Source organism: Streptomyces sp. enrichment culture (genome assembly GCF_964273255.1).
Lineage (GTDB): Bacteria > Actinomycetota > Actinomycetes > Streptomycetales > Streptomycetaceae > Streptomyces.
In genome coordinates this window covers 2455840-2471941 of the sequence record NZ_OZ186835.1, presented here as the reverse complement: position 1 = coordinate 2471941, position 16102 = coordinate 2455840, and the positions used below count along the sequence as shown (strand labels likewise).

12 protein-coding genes are annotated in these 16102 nt (G+C 73.8%); 8 read left to right on the top strand and 4 right to left on the bottom strand.

Going from position 1 to position 16102, the window contains the following annotated elements; all coding sequences use genetic code 11:
• Both ACSU53_RS10485 and ACSU53_RS10480 read right to left on the bottom strand, forming a co-directional pair.
• A complete protein-coding gene (locus ACSU53_RS10485; RefSeq protein WP_437026697.1) occupies nt 1–630 on the bottom strand; it encodes an SAM-dependent methyltransferase in 630 nt (209 codons plus the stop codon).
• 210 nt (nt 631–840) lie between these two features.
• On the bottom strand, nt 841–1884 hold the full coding sequence (locus ACSU53_RS10480; protein ID WP_437026695.1) for a helix-turn-helix domain-containing protein: 1044 nt from the start codon (nt 1882–1884) through the stop codon (nt 841–843).
• Between the two features lie 612 nt (nt 1885–2496).
• Here ACSU53_RS10480 and ACSU53_RS10475 point away from each other — a divergent pair.
• The 8 genes from ACSU53_RS10475 to ACSU53_RS10440 all read left to right on the top strand — a co-directional run bounded on the left by ACSU53_RS10475 (nt 2497) and on the right by ACSU53_RS10440 (nt 13323).
• On the top strand, nt 2497–4080 hold the full coding sequence (locus tag ACSU53_RS10475; protein ID WP_437026693.1) for a S8 family peptidase: 1584 nt from the start codon (nt 2497–2499) through the stop codon (nt 4078–4080).
• 138 nt (nt 4081–4218) lie between these two features.
• Nucleotides 4219–5757 carry a DUF4190 domain-containing protein gene (locus ACSU53_RS10470; protein ID WP_437026692.1) on the top strand — a complete coding sequence of 513 codons (1539 nt, stop codon included), beginning with the start codon at nt 4219–4221 and terminating at the stop codon, nt 5755–5757.
• 105 nt (nt 5758–5862) lie between these two features.
• Nucleotides 5863–6615 (top strand): GntR family transcriptional regulator, encoded by a 753-nt coding sequence (locus ACSU53_RS10465; protein WP_437026690.1) that lies wholly within the window; start codon nt 5863–5865, stop codon nt 6613–6615.
• Between the two features lie 642 nt (nt 6616–7257).
• Entirely contained in the window at nt 7258–7446 is a 189-nt protein-coding gene (locus ACSU53_RS10460) for an SPOR domain-containing protein (protein ID WP_437026688.1), read from the top strand.
• 210 nt (nt 7447–7656) lie between these two features.
• Entirely contained in the window at nt 7657–8073 is a 417-nt protein-coding gene (locus tag ACSU53_RS10455) for a (deoxy)nucleoside triphosphate pyrophosphohydrolase (protein WP_437026686.1), read from the top strand.
• A gap of 171 nt (nt 8074–8244) precedes the next feature.
• A complete protein-coding gene (locus ACSU53_RS10450) occupies nt 8245–8712 on the top strand; it encodes an ATP-binding protein (protein WP_437026684.1) in 468 nt (155 codons plus the stop codon).
• Between the two features lie 541 nt (nt 8713–9253).
• Nucleotides 9254–11932 carry a SpoIIE family protein phosphatase gene (locus ACSU53_RS10445; RefSeq protein ID WP_437026682.1) on the top strand — a complete coding sequence of 893 codons (2679 nt, stop codon included), beginning with the start codon at nt 9254–9256 and terminating at the stop codon, nt 11930–11932.
• 119 nt (nt 11933–12051) lie between these two features.
• The gene (locus ACSU53_RS10440) at nt 12052–13323 is read left to right on the top strand and encodes a hypothetical protein (RefSeq protein WP_437026681.1); all 1272 of its coding nucleotides are present in this window, start codon (nt 12052–12054) and stop codon (nt 13321–13323) included.
• Here the strand turns inward: ACSU53_RS10440 and ACSU53_RS10435 are convergent.
• Nucleotides 13320–14084: a succinate dehydrogenase/fumarate reductase iron-sulfur subunit gene (locus ACSU53_RS10435; protein WP_437026679.1), complete on the bottom strand. Its 765-nt coding sequence runs from the start codon at nt 14082–14084 to the stop codon at nt 13320–13322. The two genes, ACSU53_RS10440 and ACSU53_RS10435, sit on opposite strands and share 4 nt — an antisense overlap.
• Nucleotides 14081–16069 (bottom strand): fumarate reductase/succinate dehydrogenase flavoprotein subunit, encoded by a 1989-nt coding sequence (locus ACSU53_RS10430; RefSeq protein WP_437026677.1) that lies wholly within the window; start codon nt 16067–16069, stop codon nt 14081–14083. Before ACSU53_RS10430 ends, ACSU53_RS10435 begins: the two co-directional genes overlap by 4 nt.
• Nucleotides 16070–16102 lie beyond the last annotated feature (33 nt).

The following is a 16102-nucleotide window of genomic DNA, read 5'->3' as shown; positions in this document are numbered from 1 at the left end:
TCAGCCGGTGCGGCGTACGAGCAGGACGTGGTCGGTGACCTCGGCGGTGCTCCCGTCGGGTCCGGTGGCCGTGCGGGGCGACGCGTCGGCGCGGTCGACCGTCCAGGTCGCCGGATCCAGGGCCAGGTCCTCCGCGACCTCCGTGGGACTCGGGTACCGGACGTCGGGGTCCTGGTCCCACGACCAGGGGGCCGTCGATCCGTGGTCGACGACCAGCAGGCGGCCACCTGGGCGCAGGGCCTGCGCGGCCCGGCGCAGAACGGTGGCCCGGTCGAGCTCGTAGGGGGTGTGCAGATAGTGGGCGGTCACGAGGTCGAAACGGCCCGCCGGGAACGACCGGCTCAGGTCGTGGCGTCGGGCTCTGACCTGCTCGCCCAGGCCGGCCCCCGCCGCGCGCTCGGTGAGCCGCCGCACCGCCACGGCCGACAGGTCGACGGCCGTGACCCGCCAGCCCCGTCCCGCGAGCCAGAGGGCGTCGCCGCCGTTGCCGCATCCCAGGTCGAGGGCGTCACCGGGCGGCAGGTCCGCCGCGGTCTCGACCAGCCGGGCGTTGGGGCGGGGGGAGGCGGCCTGCGGACGGGCCGCGTGGACGTCGTCCCAGAAGGTGACCGCTGCGTCGGTCGCACTCATCGGGGCTCCTCATCGGGTCGGTGTGCGCTCTGCCGGAGTGTTCGCCAGTCTCACCCGATGTCCCGGAACCGGCACGGCGACTTGCAGCTTCGGCAAAGGGAGTCCCGTAGGGGTCCGCTGAGGGCGGGCGGCGCGACCGCCGCAGGAAACCGGCCCCGGCGGGCCGCCGCCGGACCTGGCCGGCGCGGTGCGACCCGGGGTGCGGTCCGGCTACGGCTTCCGCTCGTCGGTGACCGCCGCGGGCAGCGGTGAGGGACCCCCGTGCGAGGTGCAGACCTCCGCGCCGCCGTCGGCCGGGACCACGCAGGCCCGCACGGCGGCGGGGTAGGGCGCCTCGATCATGGGCGAGTAGGTGTCCCGGTCGTAGGAGATCGAGCGCGTGGCCGAGAGCTTCTCCTTCCCCTCGACCCGGGCGGTGTCCCCGACCTCGCCCTCGGTGATGCGCGCCCACGCGGCTCCGCACCGCGGGCTGTAGCGCAGTTCGAGGTAGAGGCCGTCCACCTTCTCGGCGGCGGCCGTCCACACCCCGATGTGGCATTCCATGCGCTGGGCGTCCTTGCCCCGGCACTCGAAGCCGGTGCACCGGGCGACGCTGCCCTTCGCCTTGGGCTCGCTCTGGCTCACCGGCGGGGAGATGAGCATCCCGCCCAGCAGTCCCGTGACCATGCCCACTCCGGTCGCCGCTCCGAGCAGGAGGCTCCAGCGCCGGGGTCTTCGGCGGGCGGCAGGGGGCGCGGGCCGCTGCGGCTCCTGCGCCCCGGCCGGGCCGGCGGCCGGTCCCGGGTCCGCGTCCGCCGCCGGTACGGAGGCGGGAGCGGCGGGCGAGGTGCCGTTCGCGGGCGGGGTGTCGGCCACCACGCGCTCGGCGGGCTCCGCGGGCCCGGAGTCCTCCCCGGTCGGTGTTTCGTCCCGGGTGCGCTCGACGGTCCCGCCGGCCGGCTCGTCCGCCTGCTCGGACCCGGTGGCCTCCGGGCTCCGTACGTCCGGCTGCGCGCGCTCGGCGATCTCCAGCATGAGGAGCAGCCGGTCGGGCCTGACGCCCACCGCCCGGGCGAACTCGTGCACGGCCTGCCGGGGCGGCAGCGCCTTGCCGCTGAGGTAGCGCCCCCAGGAGGACTTGCTGTAACTCGTCCGGTTGGCCAGCGTGGCCAGGGTCATCCCGTGGCGGCGGCGCAGGAGCCGCAACTGTTCGGTGAGCAGTTCGGCCTCCCGGGCGGACCCCCCGGCCCGCGAGGTCTCGTCCTGTCCCGCCACCCCTTGTCCTCCCTCGCCTACTCCCGCCCGTCACAGGGGCGTTGACGCGTCCCACGTCCCATCATGTCCCATCGCGTCCCACCGCTCTACCGGCGTCCGCGGCCGACCGCCGACCATGTGATCACCGCGTCGGGCCACCGCCGGGAGCACGACCGGACGCTGCCGGCGGCACGACCGGACGCTGCCGGACGCGCTGCGGATCCGCGCCCGGGGGGAGCCGTCGGCACCGTGTCCGGGGTCCGGTGCGTCTCGTGACCTGCGGCGGCACCACGGGGGAGTGTCGCCGCAGGTCATGTGGCAGAGGCGCGCGTAGGACGGCGGTCTGTGGGCGCGTGGGCCAACGACCCGCGTACGCCTCGTGAATGACGCTGCCGAAGCCCCCACTCCCCATGTGTCGCCGGCATGGCGGGGCTGTTTCGTTCGTGCAGGGCCCTTGTGCAATTCCTGTGCAACCCTCAATCTTTCGCTGATGCCCGGATGAAGAAGCCTGCTGTTGACATGCTCCTGTCAGGAACGGTCAGTGGCTGGTTCTCTCCGCCACCCCTGGGGTCCGGGCGTCGACCGCACCACCCCCCACAGCACGCGCACCACCGATTGAGGAGGAACCCTCACATGGCAGTGATGCGTCATCCCCGGCGAAGACTGGCCACCCTCGGTGCCGCGGCGTCCGCCGCGCTCGTCGTGAGTCTGGTCTCCGCTCTCCCCGCGGGCGCGGCCCCGGCCGCGGCCGAAGGCCGCATCCAGTACGAGGGCGCGGCGAACGCCGTCGCCGGCAGCTACATCGTGACCCTGAAGGCGGACGAGGCCCGCTCCGGCACCGCGGAGGGCCGGGCCGTCGCCAAGAAGCACGGCGCCGAGATCGAGCGGACGTACACCAAGGCCCTGAACGGGTACGAGGTCGAGGCGTCCGAGGCCGAGGCGAAGCGCCTCGCCGCCGACCCGGCCGTCGCGTCGGTCATCCAGAACCGCACCTTCCACGTCACCGGCACCCAGACCAACCCGCCGTCCTGGGGCCTGGACCGGATCGACCAGCGGAACCTGCCGCTCGACAACTCGTACACCTACCCGGACTCGGCCGGTGAGGGCGTCACGGCCTACGTCATCGACACCGGTGTGCGCATCACGCACAGTGACTTCGGCGGGCGCGCCTCCTACGGCTACGACGCGATCGACAACGACAACACCGCCCAGGACGGCCACGGCCACGGCACCCACGTCGCCGGCACCGTCGCGGGAAGCTCCTACGGTGTGGCCAAGAAGGCCAAGGTCGTCGGTGTCCGCGTGCTGAACAACTCGGGCTCCGGCACCACCGCCCAGGTCGTCGCCGGCATCGACTGGGTGGCGCGGAACGCGGTCAAGCCGGCCGTCGCCAACATGTCGCTCGGCGGCGGCGCGGACAGCGCGCTCGACGCGGCGGTCCGCAACGCCGTCGCCTCCGGCATCACCTTCGTCGTCGCGGCCGGCAACGAGTCCACCAACGCCTCGACCAAGTCCCCGGCCCGCGTCACCGAGGCGATCACCGTCGGCGCCACCACCTCCAGCGACGCGCGCGCCAGCTACTCCAACTACGGTTCGGTGCTGGACCTGTTCGCGCCGGGTTCCTCCATCACCTCGGCCTGGAACAGCAGCGACTCCGCCACCAGCACCATCTCCGGCACGTCCATGGCGAGCCCGCACGTCGCCGGCGCCGCGGCCCTGCACCTCGCCGACAACCCCTCGGCCACCCCGGCCCAGGTCTCCTCGGCCCTGACCGCCGCCGCCACCTCCGGCGTCGTCGGCAACCCGGGCAGCGGATCACCCAACCGCCTGCTGCACGTGGGCGAGGGCGGGACCACCCCGCCGCCGCCCCCCGGTGACCGCTTCGAGAACACCACCGGCGTCACCATCGGCGACCGTTCCACCGTCGAGTCCCCGGTGACCGTCTCCGGCATCTCCGGCAACGCGCCGAGCGACCTGGCCGTCGACGTCGACATCAGCCACACGTACATCGGCGACCTCCGGGTCCAGCTGATCGCCCCGGACGGTTCGGCCTACACGCTGAAGTCCTACGGAGCGGGCGGCAGCTCGAACGACATCAGGACCACGTACACCGTGGACGCCTCCTCGGAGACGGCCAACGGCACGTGGAAGCTGCGCGTGAGCGACAACGCGTGGTGGGACACCGGCCGGCTCAACAGCTGGGCCCTGCAGTTCTGACCGACCCTCACCCATGCACGGCGGGAGCCGTGTTCCGGAGCCCGACTCCGGAGCACGGCTCCACCGCTGTGTCCGGCAGGTACTTCCCGCAGGTGCTCCCGGCACGTCCGCACCATCGACGGGCAGATCCGCTCCTCCATGGCCCGGGCGCGGTGGACGCGACCCGCCCGCTTACGATGCGCGCAGCCGCTCGTCGGCCGGTATCTCCACAGCGCAGCCGAACCAGGAGCGGTATCCGTGTCCCTACCTCCGCCCGCCGGGCCCAGACCGCAGCCGCACGACCCGGCGGACCCGCCCCCCGGAGCCGACGGCCCCGAACACGGCGAGAGCCCAGCGCCCGCGCCCAGCCCGTTCGCCCCACCGGGGTCCCCCGAGCCGCCCCCTGCCGTCCCGAGCTCCTTCGCCCCACCGGGAACGCCCGAGCCGCCGGCCGGTGATGCCCCGGCCCACCCCGATCCGCACGGCCCTTACGGCATCCCGGACCCTTACGGGGCCCCGCACCCCTACGGGACCCCAGACCCTTACGGGACCCCAGACCCTTACGGGACCTCGGACCCGTACGGGACCCCGGTCCCCTACGGGTATCAGGCCCCCCGGCCGCCCGCCCCGGTCAACGGCTTCGCCGTCGCGTCGCTCTCGTTCGGTCTGCTGCTGTTCTGCCTGCCCCTGGTGGGGCTCGTACTCGGGCTGATCGCGCTGTGGCAGATCCCGCGCCGGGGGCAGGGCGGCCGGGGCATGGCGGTCGCCGGGTCCGTGCTGTCCGGTCTGGGGGTGGCCGTGTGGACGGTGCTGTTCACCACCGGAGCCGTCGCCACGGTGTGGGACGGCTTCCGGGACGGGCTGCGCCGCACCGCCGTCCACTCCCTCCGGCCCGGCGAGTGCTTCACCGCGCCGGACGGGAGGGGCGTCTGGTCCGACGAGTTGTACCGGGCGGCCTGCGAGGAGGAGCACCACGGCGAGGTCTTCGCCCGCATCCGCCTCCCCGACGGTCCCTACCCGGGCGACGCGGAGCTCGACCGGAGGGCCGAAGCCGAGTGCCACGCCCACCAGTACGCCTACGTCCTGGACGTCCGGACGATGCCCGACAACGTGGGCGTCTACTTCTTCTCACCCTCCCGGGAGGGCTGGCGTCACGGCGCCCGCGAGGTCGTCTGCGCGTTCGGCGACAACGACCCGTGGGCCGTACTGACCGGTTCGCTGCGCCGGGACAGGAGCACCCTGAACGCCGATCAGATCGCCTTCCTGGAGGCCGAACGCGTCTCCGGGCAGGCCATGGACCGGTGGCCCGACGGGGAGCCCCAGGACAACCTGACGGGGTACCGGGAGTGGGCCGAGGACATCACGGCGGCCCTGGACGAGGAGACCGGGATGCTGCGGGAGCACACCTGGCCCGCCGCTGCCGCGGGGCCGGTGACCGATCTCGTCGCCGACCTGGAGGAGGCCCGCACGGTGTGGGCGCGGGCCGCCGAGGCCGAGGACGCGGAGACCTACGACGACCACTACGCCGAGGGGATGGCCCTTCTGGAGCCGGAGAGTGCGATCACCGCGCGCGAAGCTCTGGGGCTGAGCATCGCGCCTCCGTCGCACGACCCCGGCACCCGGATCACCCCCGGACCGGACGGCGCCGAGGTGTGGGCGGGCCGGGAGTGGGGAGAAAGTGCCTGGGTACGGCGGTAGCCGGGCGCCATTCATCACATCGAGTGATTCTCTGGCCTTTGCTTGCCTGTGTGAACCGCGGGTTGCCACGCTGTTGCTGTCTGTACAACCTGATGGGAGCGGCCCGTGACTTTCGGTGAGCAGCCGGCGTACCTGCGTGTCGCGGGAGATCTCCGCAAGAAGATCGTCGACGGCCGACTGCCGCCCCACACCCGGCTCCCCTCGCAAGCCAGGATCCGCGAGGAGTACGGCGTCTCCGACACGGTGGCGCTGGAGGCGCGCAAGGTCCTGATGGCCGAGGGGCTGGTCGAGGGCCGTTCCGGCTCGGGGACCTACGTGCGGGAGCGGCCCGTGCCCCGCCGGGTCGCCCGCTCCGGCTTCCGGCCCGAGCGCGGCGCCACGCCGTTCCGGCAGGAGCAGTCCGACGCGGCCGTGCACGGCACCTGGGAGTCCCGCAGCGAGCAGACCGAGGTGTGCGGCGCGGTCGCCGAGCGGCTCGGCATCCAGCCCGGCGACCGGGTGATGCGCACCAAGTACCTCTTCCGTGAGGCCGGCGAGCCGATGATGCTCTCCACCTCCTGGGAGCCGCTCGCCCTGACCGGCCGGACGCCCGTGATGCTGCCCGAGGAGGGCCCGCTCGGCGGGATGGGCGTGGTCGAGCGCATGCGCGCCATCGACGTGATCGTGGACAACGTCACCGAGGAGGTCGGTGCCCGCCCCGGCCTCGCCGAGGAACTGGTCCTGCTGGGCGGTGTCCCCGGCCACGTCGTGCTCGTCATCCAGCGCACCTACTACGCCTCCGGACGCCCCGTCGAGACGGCCGACGTGGTGATCCCCGCCGACCGCTACCGGGCCGCCTACCACCTCCCGGTGCGGTAGCACCCGCTGCCCGCTGCCCGCTGCCCGCTGCCCGCTGCCCGCTGCCCGCTGCCCGCTGCCCGCTGCCCGCTGCCCGCTGCCCGCTGCCCGCTGCCCGCTGCCCGCTGCCCGCTGCCCGCTGCCCGCTGCTGGCGCGCGTCCGCCGTCCGTCCCGGGCGTGCGCCCGGCCGCGGCGCCCGGCCCGGGCGCCTCGTCGTGCACCCTCCCGGTGCGCAACCCCGCCCCCCGCCACCCGTGTCCCGCTCCGGCGTCGCCGGCATCGCGCCGCCCGCACCCCGCCGACCGCACACCCCGCCGGGCGCGGTCCGGGCGGCCGTGCGAGCCCCCGGACACGCCGTTCACACCCTCCGTGCGCCGCCGCTCCGGCGCACGGAGCGCCGGGCACGTCCCCCGGGGCCGTAGCGTTTCGGTCGTTCTCGCTGGTCGTCCGTGAGCCACGGCCGGACTCCGGCATCGCTCTGACCGGACCTGTCGACCGGGCGCACGGCGCATTCACCACCCTGCGCCCCCTGCGTTCTGGCTGGTTGGATACCGCTTTGTAAAAAGACGTGTTCGCAGCGTGAAGGTAAGGCGTAGGCTCGGGCATATGCGGATTGCGGTTTCCTTACCGGGCGGATCGCGGGCGGCACGTGGAGGGGCGCGATGAACGACGGCACGGTGACACTTCCCTGGCTCGTCGTGCGCCAGGACGACAACGGCAATCGCTACCGCGTCGGCCGGTACGCGAGCCGGGCCGAGGCCCAGCAGATCGCGGACAGCCTCGACGGGCGCGGCCACAAGCAGCTCTACTGGGTCGAGCGCATCGGCCAGAACGGCCGGACGCCCGACTGACCCACCCGGCCGATCCCGCCCGACGGGATCTGCCAGACCCACCCGGCCGATCCCGCCCGACGGGATCCGCCAGACCCGCCCGGCCGGTCCTGACGGGATCCGCCAGACCCACCCGGCCGGTTCCGGTGGGTTTCGTCCGGCGCTCCCGCCGGTCCCTGCCCCCGCCCGGGGCGGCCGGTGACGTCTCCGTCCTCCCGTAGGCTCGCGCCCATGGACGAGCGGATCGTGGTGGCCGGTGCGGCCCTCTGGCACGGGGGGCGGCTCCTCGCCGCCCGCCGCAGCGCCCCCGCGGATTTGGCCGGGCGCTGGGAACTCCCGGGCGGCAAGGTCGAGCCCGGGGAGTCCGGTGAGGCGGCCGTCGTACGGGAGTTGCGCGAGGAACTCGGCGTCGACGCCGAGGCCGGGCCGCGCGTCCCGGGGGAGTGGCCGTTGCGCCCGCCCCACGTGCTGCACGTGTGGACGGCCCGGCTGCGCCCCGGCTCCCCGGCCCCCGCTCCCCTCCAGGACCACGACGAGCTGCGCTGGCTCGCACCCGCAGAGGTCTGGGACGTCGACTGGCTGGACCCTGACGTACCGGCCGTCCGGGAGGTCCTGGCCCACGTCGGCCACTCCCCGACCCGGACCTGAGGCGACCGCGGACGCCGGCTCCGGCCCGCCGCCCCTCCCCGCCGCCCGTCCCCGCCCGCTGCCGTGGCCCCGCCCGCCGTGCCGCCGACGCGCCTCCCGGTCGCCGGCCGCCGGCCTCACCACCGCCGGACCTGGACCTCCGGCGACGGTACGTGCCCTGTTTATCGGGGTATGGGCCACTTATCCCGCTTGACGTCGGGTGAGATCGGACGCGATTGCCGGGAAGTGGGTCCCGTGACCGACATCGAGGGTGACTGTGCCGCGTGGTCCTTCCCCGCGGAGCCGGGCGCCGTGCGCGCCGCCCGCTCCGCGGTCCGGGGCCGACTGCGGGTCTGGGACCTCGACAGCGTCGGTGATCTCACCGCCCTGCTGGTCAGCGAGCTCGTCACCAACGCCCTGCGCCACGCCGCCGGGCCCATCGGCGTCCGGCTGGTGCGCCCGCGCGGGCTGCACGGTGTGCTGCTGGTGGAGGTCTCCGACACCCTCCCCGACCTGCCGCACGAGTGCGTCCCCCGGCCCGAGGACGAGCACGGCCGGGGGCTCCAGCTGGTCGCCTCCACCTCCCGCCGCTGGGGCACCCGCCCCGGCAGCGACGCCGCCGGAAAGACCGTCTGGTTCGAACTCGCCGTGCCGCTGTGAGCCCCCCGCCCTCATGACGAGCCCGCTCCCATGGCGGGCCCGCCCCCACGACGAGCCCCGGAGCCCCGCCCCTCGTCGAGCCTCCCGACCCCCTGTCGAGCCCGCCGCCCCGCGATGCCCTCCCCGCGATGCCCTCCCCGCGATGCCGGCCCCGCCGCCCCCGCCATGCCCCCGCCGTGACGCCCCGTCGCACCGGCCGCTCCACGGTGGGCACCGGCCGTTCCACGGTGGCCGACCGGGTACGGCACGAAGGGGCGCGAGGGGGGTACGGAGGGAGTGCGGCAGCTCGTTCGGAGGGGGTGCGCGCCCCTGTCCGGCACCGAGCGGCCGGTTCGCGTCGGCGACCGTTGCGGCAGAGGGGGTTCGACCGCGTGTCCGCTGGTTAGAAGACTGGGAGTGTTCTCATGGCACGGACCGAAAAGCAGTGGGACCGAGCTGTGATCGTGAACACCGTGTTGCGCGGCGCCGTAGTGCTGGATACTGCGGGCAGCCGCCCCCGGTGACCGGTGCCGGACGCGGTGAGCTGGAGGGGACGGTTCGCGTGAGCGAGATACCAGCGAAGGCCACGGGGTCCGAGGACCCGTCGGGCGGCGCGAGGACGGAGGCCGCGGACGGCCTCTACTCCGGCGACGCCCCGTCCGGCGACCCGATGTGGCAGAGCAGCCCGCCCGGCTCCATGTACGACTACATCAAGGTCGCCTCGTTCTCCATCGGCCCCGACGGGCTCGTCGACCAGTGGAGCCTGCGCGCCGAGCAGCTTCTGGGCGTCCCCGCCGAACGCGCCGTCGGCATGGACCCGATCGCCGCGTTCGTCGACCCGGCCCGGCGCGAGCAGGGCCAGCGCAAGATGGCCGAGATCCTGGACGGCCGCGAGTGGACCGGGGTGGTGCCCGTCCGGCTGCCGCACACGGCGGAGGACGGCGCCCGCGAGGGGGAGCACGGCCGTGAGGGCCTCGCCGAGGTCTACGTCATGCCGACCCGGACCGAGGACGGCCGGAAGGCCGCCGTCTGCATCGTGGTCGACGTCCGCACCCTGCGCAGCATCGAGACCGACCTCGCCGCCTCGCAGGCCATATTCGGCCAATCTCCGTTCGGCTTCGTGCTGATCGACCCCGACCTGCGGGTGCGCCGCGCCAACCAGCGGTTCGCGTCCCTCTTCGGCGGCACCCCCGACGACCACCGCGGCAAGGGCGTCCACGACTACCTGCCGCGCGGTGAGGCGGAGCGGGTCGAAGCCACCCTGCGCCGGGTGCTGGAGACCGGCGAGTCCATCACCGACATGCACGTGACCGGCTACATCCCCGGGGCCGAGGACCGCCGGCACTGGTCCGTCAACCTCTACCGCGTGCACAGCGGAAGCGGCCGTCCCATCGGCATCGCCTGGCTCGGCATCGACATCACCGCGCGCCGGGCCGCCGCCCGCGAGGCCGCCGCGGCACGGCGCAATCTCGCCCTCCTGAACGAGGCCGGTGCCCGGATCGGGAACTCCCTCGACCTGGAGACCACCGCGCGTGAACTCCTCGACGTCGTCGTCCCCGGCTTCTGCGACCTGGCGACCGTCGACCTCTACCAGGGGCTGCTGTCCGGCGACGAGACCCCGCAGGGGCTGGCCGACGGCAGCGCGGAGGTGCGCCGGGTGGCCTTCGCCAGTGCCGTCTCCGAGGCCCCGCTCGGCAGCACCGGCGAAACGGTGAAGCTGGGCGCCGTCCACCACTACCCCTTCAACTCGCCCTGCGCGGACGCCCTGCGCACCGCCCGCCCGCAGACGGTGCCCGGGGAGGACGGCGACCTGGTGCAGTCCACCCTGGCCGTGCCGATGGTCGCCCAGGACACCGTCGTCGGGCTCGCCCGGTTCGCCCGCACCAAGGGCAGTGAGCCCTTCGGCGACCGCGACCGCGACCTCGCCGTCGAACTCGCCGCGCGGGCCGCCGTCTGCATCGACAACGCGCGCCTGTACCGGCGGGAGCACGAACGGGCGTTGATACTGCAGCGATCCCTGCTCCCGCCCGGCGACCCGGAGGCGTCCGGCCTGGACATCGCCTGCCGGTATCTGCCCGGCAACGTGGCCACCGGGCGGCCCAGCGAGGTCGGCGGCGACTGGTTCGACGTCATCGAACTCCCCGGTCACCGCACCGCGCTGGTCGTCGGCGACGTGATGGGACGCGGCCTGCGCGCCGCCGTCGCCATGGGCGAACTGCGCACCGCCGTGCGCACCCTGGCCCAGCTCGACCTCGAACCGGCCGAGGTGCTCTCCCAGTTGGACGAGATCGCGCGCGGCCTCGGCGCACCGGGCGGCATCCACCAGGCGACCCGCGCGGCCCGCCGCCCCCGGGAGGCCGACCTCTCCGAGGTGTACCTGGCGACCTGTGTCTACGCCGTCTACGACTCCGTCACCAGACGCTGCACCTTCGCCAACGCGGGCCACCTGCCGCCCGTCCTGGTGGAACCGGGGGAGCCCGCGCTGATGCTGGACGTGCCGCCCGGCATGCCGCTCGGCGTCGGCGGGGAGCCCTTCGAGGAGGTGGAGGTCGAACTGCCCGAAGGCGCCCTGCTCGCGCTCTACACGGATGGACTGGTCGAAAGCCGCGATCACCCCCTCGACGAGGGCCTGCAGGCCTTCGTCGGCGCCCTCACCGACCCGTCCCCGGCGACCGGCGACCACCCGGCGGCGACGGGGCCGCCCGCCGGTGCCCGGCCGAACCTCGAGGACGTCTGCGACCACGTGCTCAACACCCTCGACACCCACCACGGCGAGGACGACATCGCCCTGCTGATGGCCCGGGTCCAGGGTCTGCCCGCCGAGTCCGTCGGCGACTGGACCCTGCCGAGGGAACCCCGCAGCGTGGGCCGCGCCCGCGAGCACGCCCGCGCCCAGCTCCTCGGCTGGGACCTGGAACCCCTCGTCGACACCACGGAACTGCTGGTCAGCGAGCTGGTCACCAACGCCCTGCGCTACGGCGAGGGCGAGATCAGACTCCGCCTGCTGCTGGACCGCACCCTGGTCTGCGAGGTGTGGGACTCCGGCCTGGTCCAGCCCCGCCGCCGCCGCGCCCGGGACACCGACGAGGGCGGCCGCGGCCTCCAGCTCGTCGGCCTGCTCAGCGCCGCCTGGGGGTCGCGTCGTACGCCCCGCGGCAAGACGGTCTGGTTCGAGCTGCCGCTCCCCGGCGGGGACACCACGCTGACCGACCCGGCGGAGGCCCTGCTGAGCCTGTTCTGACGCCCCGCCCCCACGGAAGGCCGCAGGCCGCAGCCGCAACCGCGGCCTCCCCGGTGATCGTCATCCCCGGCAACATCAGCCACGCGGGCCCGCCGGGCCCGCCGGGGAGGGGATGCGCCATGGAGCCGACCGACCACTCGCGGACGGCCCGGCAGGCACCACCCGGGGCCCGGGCCCCCGCAGACCGACCGGACTCAGGCGGGTCAGAGGACACGGGGCAGGACGGAGCGGGCGGCCACGCCACCGCACCCGCACCCGAGCCCGCATCCGCGCCCGCGCCCGATCCCGCACCTGCACCCGATCCCACCCCCGCCCCCGACTCCATCCCCGACCCCACCCCCACCCCCACCCCCACCAGCCGTCACCGCCGGCTGCGCCTGGCCCGGCGCGCCGTTCTCGGCGTGCTGCTGGTGCTGCTCCTCCCGGTGCTCGCCGCCCAGGCGGCCCTGCGGATCAACTACGCCGGTGATCCCGCCGAAGGAACGCACACCCGGGGCCGGGACGCCCTCTGGCTCGGCCACGCCTGGGTCGACGGGCGGAAGAAGGACGCCGATGTGCGGGACCTGGCCCGCCGGCTGGAGGGGACCGGGATCCGGGACCTGTACGTGCACTCCGGCCCGCTGGAGCACGACGGGACCCTGCCGGAGTCGGCCTACCCGCGCGCCCGTTGGTTCATCGGCGCCGTCCACCGCGAGCTGCCGGGCGTCCGGGTCCAGGCGTTCCTCGGGGACGTCCTCGCCAACGGCGGCCCCGACGGGCTGCACCTGGACCGCGCCGCCACCCGCGCCGAAGTCGTCCGCAGCGCCGGCCAGGTCCTGGACGCGGGCTACGAGGGCGTCCATCTCGACCTGGAGCCCCTGCACTCGGACGACCAGGACTACCTCCTGCTCCTGGACGACCTGCGCACCCTCACCCGCGCCGAGAAGGCGCAGCTGTCCGTCGCCGCCCACCAGATCGACCCGCTCCCGGCCCTGCACACCGTCGCCGGTGTCTTCGCCGAGCACCCCAAGTGGTGGTCCCAGAGCTTCTTCGGCCAGGTCGCCCGGCGCGTCGACCAGATCGCGGTGATGTCCTACGACACGGCGCAGCCCCTGGAGAGCACCTACGGCGGATACGTGGCCCTGCAGACCTCCCTCGCCCTGGAGGTCACCCCGCCGACCACTCACCTGCTCATGGGCCTGCCCTTCTACCACGAGAGCAACTTCAGCCACTGGGGCCATGCGGAGACCGTCGCCGCCGCCGTCCGCGGTGCCCGCCTCGGCCTCTCCCGGACGGACGCCGACCGCGAACTCTTCGGTCTCGCCCCCTACATCGACTTCGCGGCCACGGAGACGAACTGGCAGGAGTACCGGGAGGGCTGGCTGGCACCCGGGGCCGCCGACAGGACCTAGCGCCTCCGGATCTTCGACCCCAGCCACACCAGCGGGTCGTACTTCCGGTCCACCGCCCGCTCCTTGAGCGGGATGAGCGCGTTGTCGGTGATCCGGATGCCCTCGGGGCACACCTCCGTGCAGCACTTGGTGATGTTGCAGTAGCCGAGGCCGTGTTCGTCCTGGGCCGTGCGCTTGCGGTCCAGGCCGGACGCCTCGGCCTCGTCCAGCGGGTGCATGTCCAGCTCGGCGACCCGCATCAGGAAGCGCGGCCCGGCGAACGCCTGCTTGTTCTCCTCGTGGTCGCGGACCACGTGACAGACGTCCTGGCACAGGAAGCACTCGATGCACTTGCGGAACTCCTGCGGGCGGTCCACGTCCTCCTGCATCATCCGGTACTCGCCCGGCCCGAGTCCTTCCGGCGGCACGAACGCGGGAACCTGCCGGGCCGTGGTGTAGTTGAAGCCGACGTCCGTCACCAGGTCCCGGATCACCGGGAACGCCCGCAGCGGCGTCACGGTGATGGTCTCCTCGCGGCTGAACACCGACATGCGGGTCATGCACAGCAGCCGGGGGCGGCCGTTGATCTCGGCCGAGCACGAACCGCACTTGCCGGCCTTGCAGTTCCAGCGCACGGCGAGGTCGGGGGCCTGGGTGGCCTGGAGGCGGTGGATGATGTCGAGGACGACCTCCCCGTCGTTCACCTCGACCGAGAAGTCCTCCAGGCCGCCGCCGTCCACGTCCCCGCGCCACACCTTGAAGCGGGCCTCGTAGCTGCTCACTCGTACAGCTCCTCTTCGGCGAGGTACTTGACCAGCTCCTCCTTCTCGAAGAGGGCGAGCAGGTCCGGGCGGATGGGTTCGGTGGTCTCCCGGGACAGGGTGATCTGGCCGCGCACCGGGTCGGTCGCCGCGAGACCGCCCGTCGGGTCGGTCAGCCGGCACAGCAGGTTGACGTTGCGCCAGGCGCGGTCCATCGCGGCGTGGTCCTCGCGGGTGTGGCCGCCGCGCGACTCGGTGCGCTCCAGCGCGGCCCGCGCCACGCACTCGCTGACCAGCAGCATGTTCCTGAGGTCCAGCGCGAGGTGCCAGCCCGGGTTGAACTGCCGGTGCCCCTCGACCCCGGCCCGGCGGGCGCGCACCCGCAGCTCCGCCAGCTTCTCCAGGGCCTGGCGCATCTCGTGGTCCCGGCGGATGATGCCGACCAGGTCGTTCATGGTCTGCTGGAGTTCCTGGTGCAGGGTGTACGGGTTCTCGGGAGGACCGGCGTCGCCTTCCCCGTCCTGCGACTCGGCGGAGAACGGCCGCAGCGCCTCCGCGGCGGCCGCGTCGACCTGCGCGTCGTCCACCCGGGGACGCGGGCCGCCTCCGTGCCCCTCCCCGGCCGCGTAGGCGGCGGCGTGCAGGCCCGCCCGGCGGCCGAACACCAGCAGGTCGGACAGGGAGTTGCCGCCCAGCCGGTTCGAGCCGTGCATGCCGCCGGCCACCTCCCCGGCCGCGAACAGCCCCGGCACCCCGCGCGCCGCCGCCGAGTCGGAGTCGACGGCGATGCCGCCCATCACGTAGTGGCAGGTCGGCCCGACCTCCATCGGCTCGGCCGTGATGTCGACGTCCGCCAGCTCCTTGAACTGGTGGTACATCGACGGCAGCCGCCGCTTGATGACCTCGGCGGGCATCCGGGTGGACACGTCCAGGAAGACCCCGCCGTGCGGGGAGCCCCGGCCTGCCTTGACCTCGGCGTTGATGGCGCGGGCCACCTCGTCGCGGGGGAGCAGTTCCGGCGGGCGCCGGTTGTGGTCCGGGTCGTCGTACCAGCGGTCGCCCTCCTCCTCGGACTCGGCGTACTTGTCCTTGAAGACGTCCGGCACGTAGTCGAACATGAACCGCTTGCCCTCGGAGTTGCGCAGCACCCCGCCGTCGCCGCGCACCGACTCGGTGACGAGGATGCCCTTCACCGACGGCGGCCAGACCATGCCCGTCGGGTGGAACTGCACGAACTCCATGTTCAGCAGCGGCGCCCCGGCCAGCAGGGCGAGCGCGTGGCCGTCGCCGGTGTACTCCCAGGAGTTCGACGTGACCTTGAAGGACTTCCCGATGCCGCCGGTGGCGATCACCACCGCGGGGGCCTCCAGCACGAAGAATCGGCCGGTCTCCCGCGCGTAGGCGAACACCCCCGAGACCCTCCCGCGGCCGTCGCCCGGGGGGACCCCCGGCTCGCTCCGCCCGTCCTCCTGCAGCACCCGGGTGACCGTGCACTCCTGGAAGACCTTCAGCCGGGACTCGTGGTCGCCGGTCTCCCGGAAGTCCTCCTGCTGGAGCGCCACGACCTTCTGCTGGAGGGTGCGGATCAGCTCCAGGCCGGTGCGGTCGCCGACGTGGGCGAGGCGCGGGTACTCGTGGCCGCCGAAGTTGCGCTGCGAGATCCGCCCGTCGCCGGTGCGGTCGAACAGGGCACCCCAGGTCTCCAGCTCCCACACCCGCTGCGGTGCCTCCTGGGCGTGCAGCTCGGCCATCCGCCACTGGTTGAGGAACTTCCCGCCGCGCATCGTGTCGCGGAAGTGGACCTGCCAGGTGTCGCCGGAGTTGACGTTGCCCATGGCCGCCGCGATGCCGCCCTCGGCCATCACGGTGTGCGCCTTGCCGAACAGCGACTTGCAGATCACGGCCGTACGGGCGCCCCGCTCGCGCGCCTCGATGGCGGCGCGCAGTCCGGCGCCGCCCGCCCCGACCACGACGACGTCCCACTCCTGCCGGTCGACCACGGTCATTCCTCAGCGCCCCAGTCGTCGTAAGCCATCAGA

Bases quoted from the DNA above. Each gene is read 5' to 3' on its own strand.
- ACSU53_RS10440 (WP_437026681.1), top strand. From the start codon at position 12,052: ATGGAGCCGACCGACCACTCGCGGACGGCCCGGCAGGCACCACCCGGG.
- ACSU53_RS10455 (WP_437026686.1), top strand. From the start codon at position 7,657: ATGGACGAGCGGATCGTGGTGGCCGGTGCGGCCCTCTGGCACGGGGGG.
- ACSU53_RS10485 (WP_437026697.1), bottom strand. From the start codon at position 630: ATGAGTGCGACCGACGCAGCGGTCACCTTCTGGGACGACGTCCACGCG.
- ACSU53_RS10470 (WP_437026692.1), top strand. From the start codon at position 4,219: ATGGCCCGGGCGCGGTGGACGCGACCCGCCCGCTTACGATGCGCGCAG.
- ACSU53_RS10475 (WP_437026693.1), top strand. From the start codon at position 2,497: ATGGCAGTGATGCGTCATCCCCGGCGAAGACTGGCCACCCTCGGTGCC.
- ACSU53_RS10460 (WP_437026688.1), top strand. From the start codon at position 7,258: ATGAACGACGGCACGGTGACACTTCCCTGGCTCGTCGTGCGCCAGGAC.
- ACSU53_RS10430 (WP_437026677.1), bottom strand. From the start codon at position 16,069: ATGACCGTGGTCGACCGGCAGGAGTGGGACGTCGTCGTGGTCGGGGCG.
- ACSU53_RS10450 (WP_437026684.1), top strand. From the start codon at position 8,245: ATGGGCCACTTATCCCGCTTGACGTCGGGTGAGATCGGACGCGATTGC.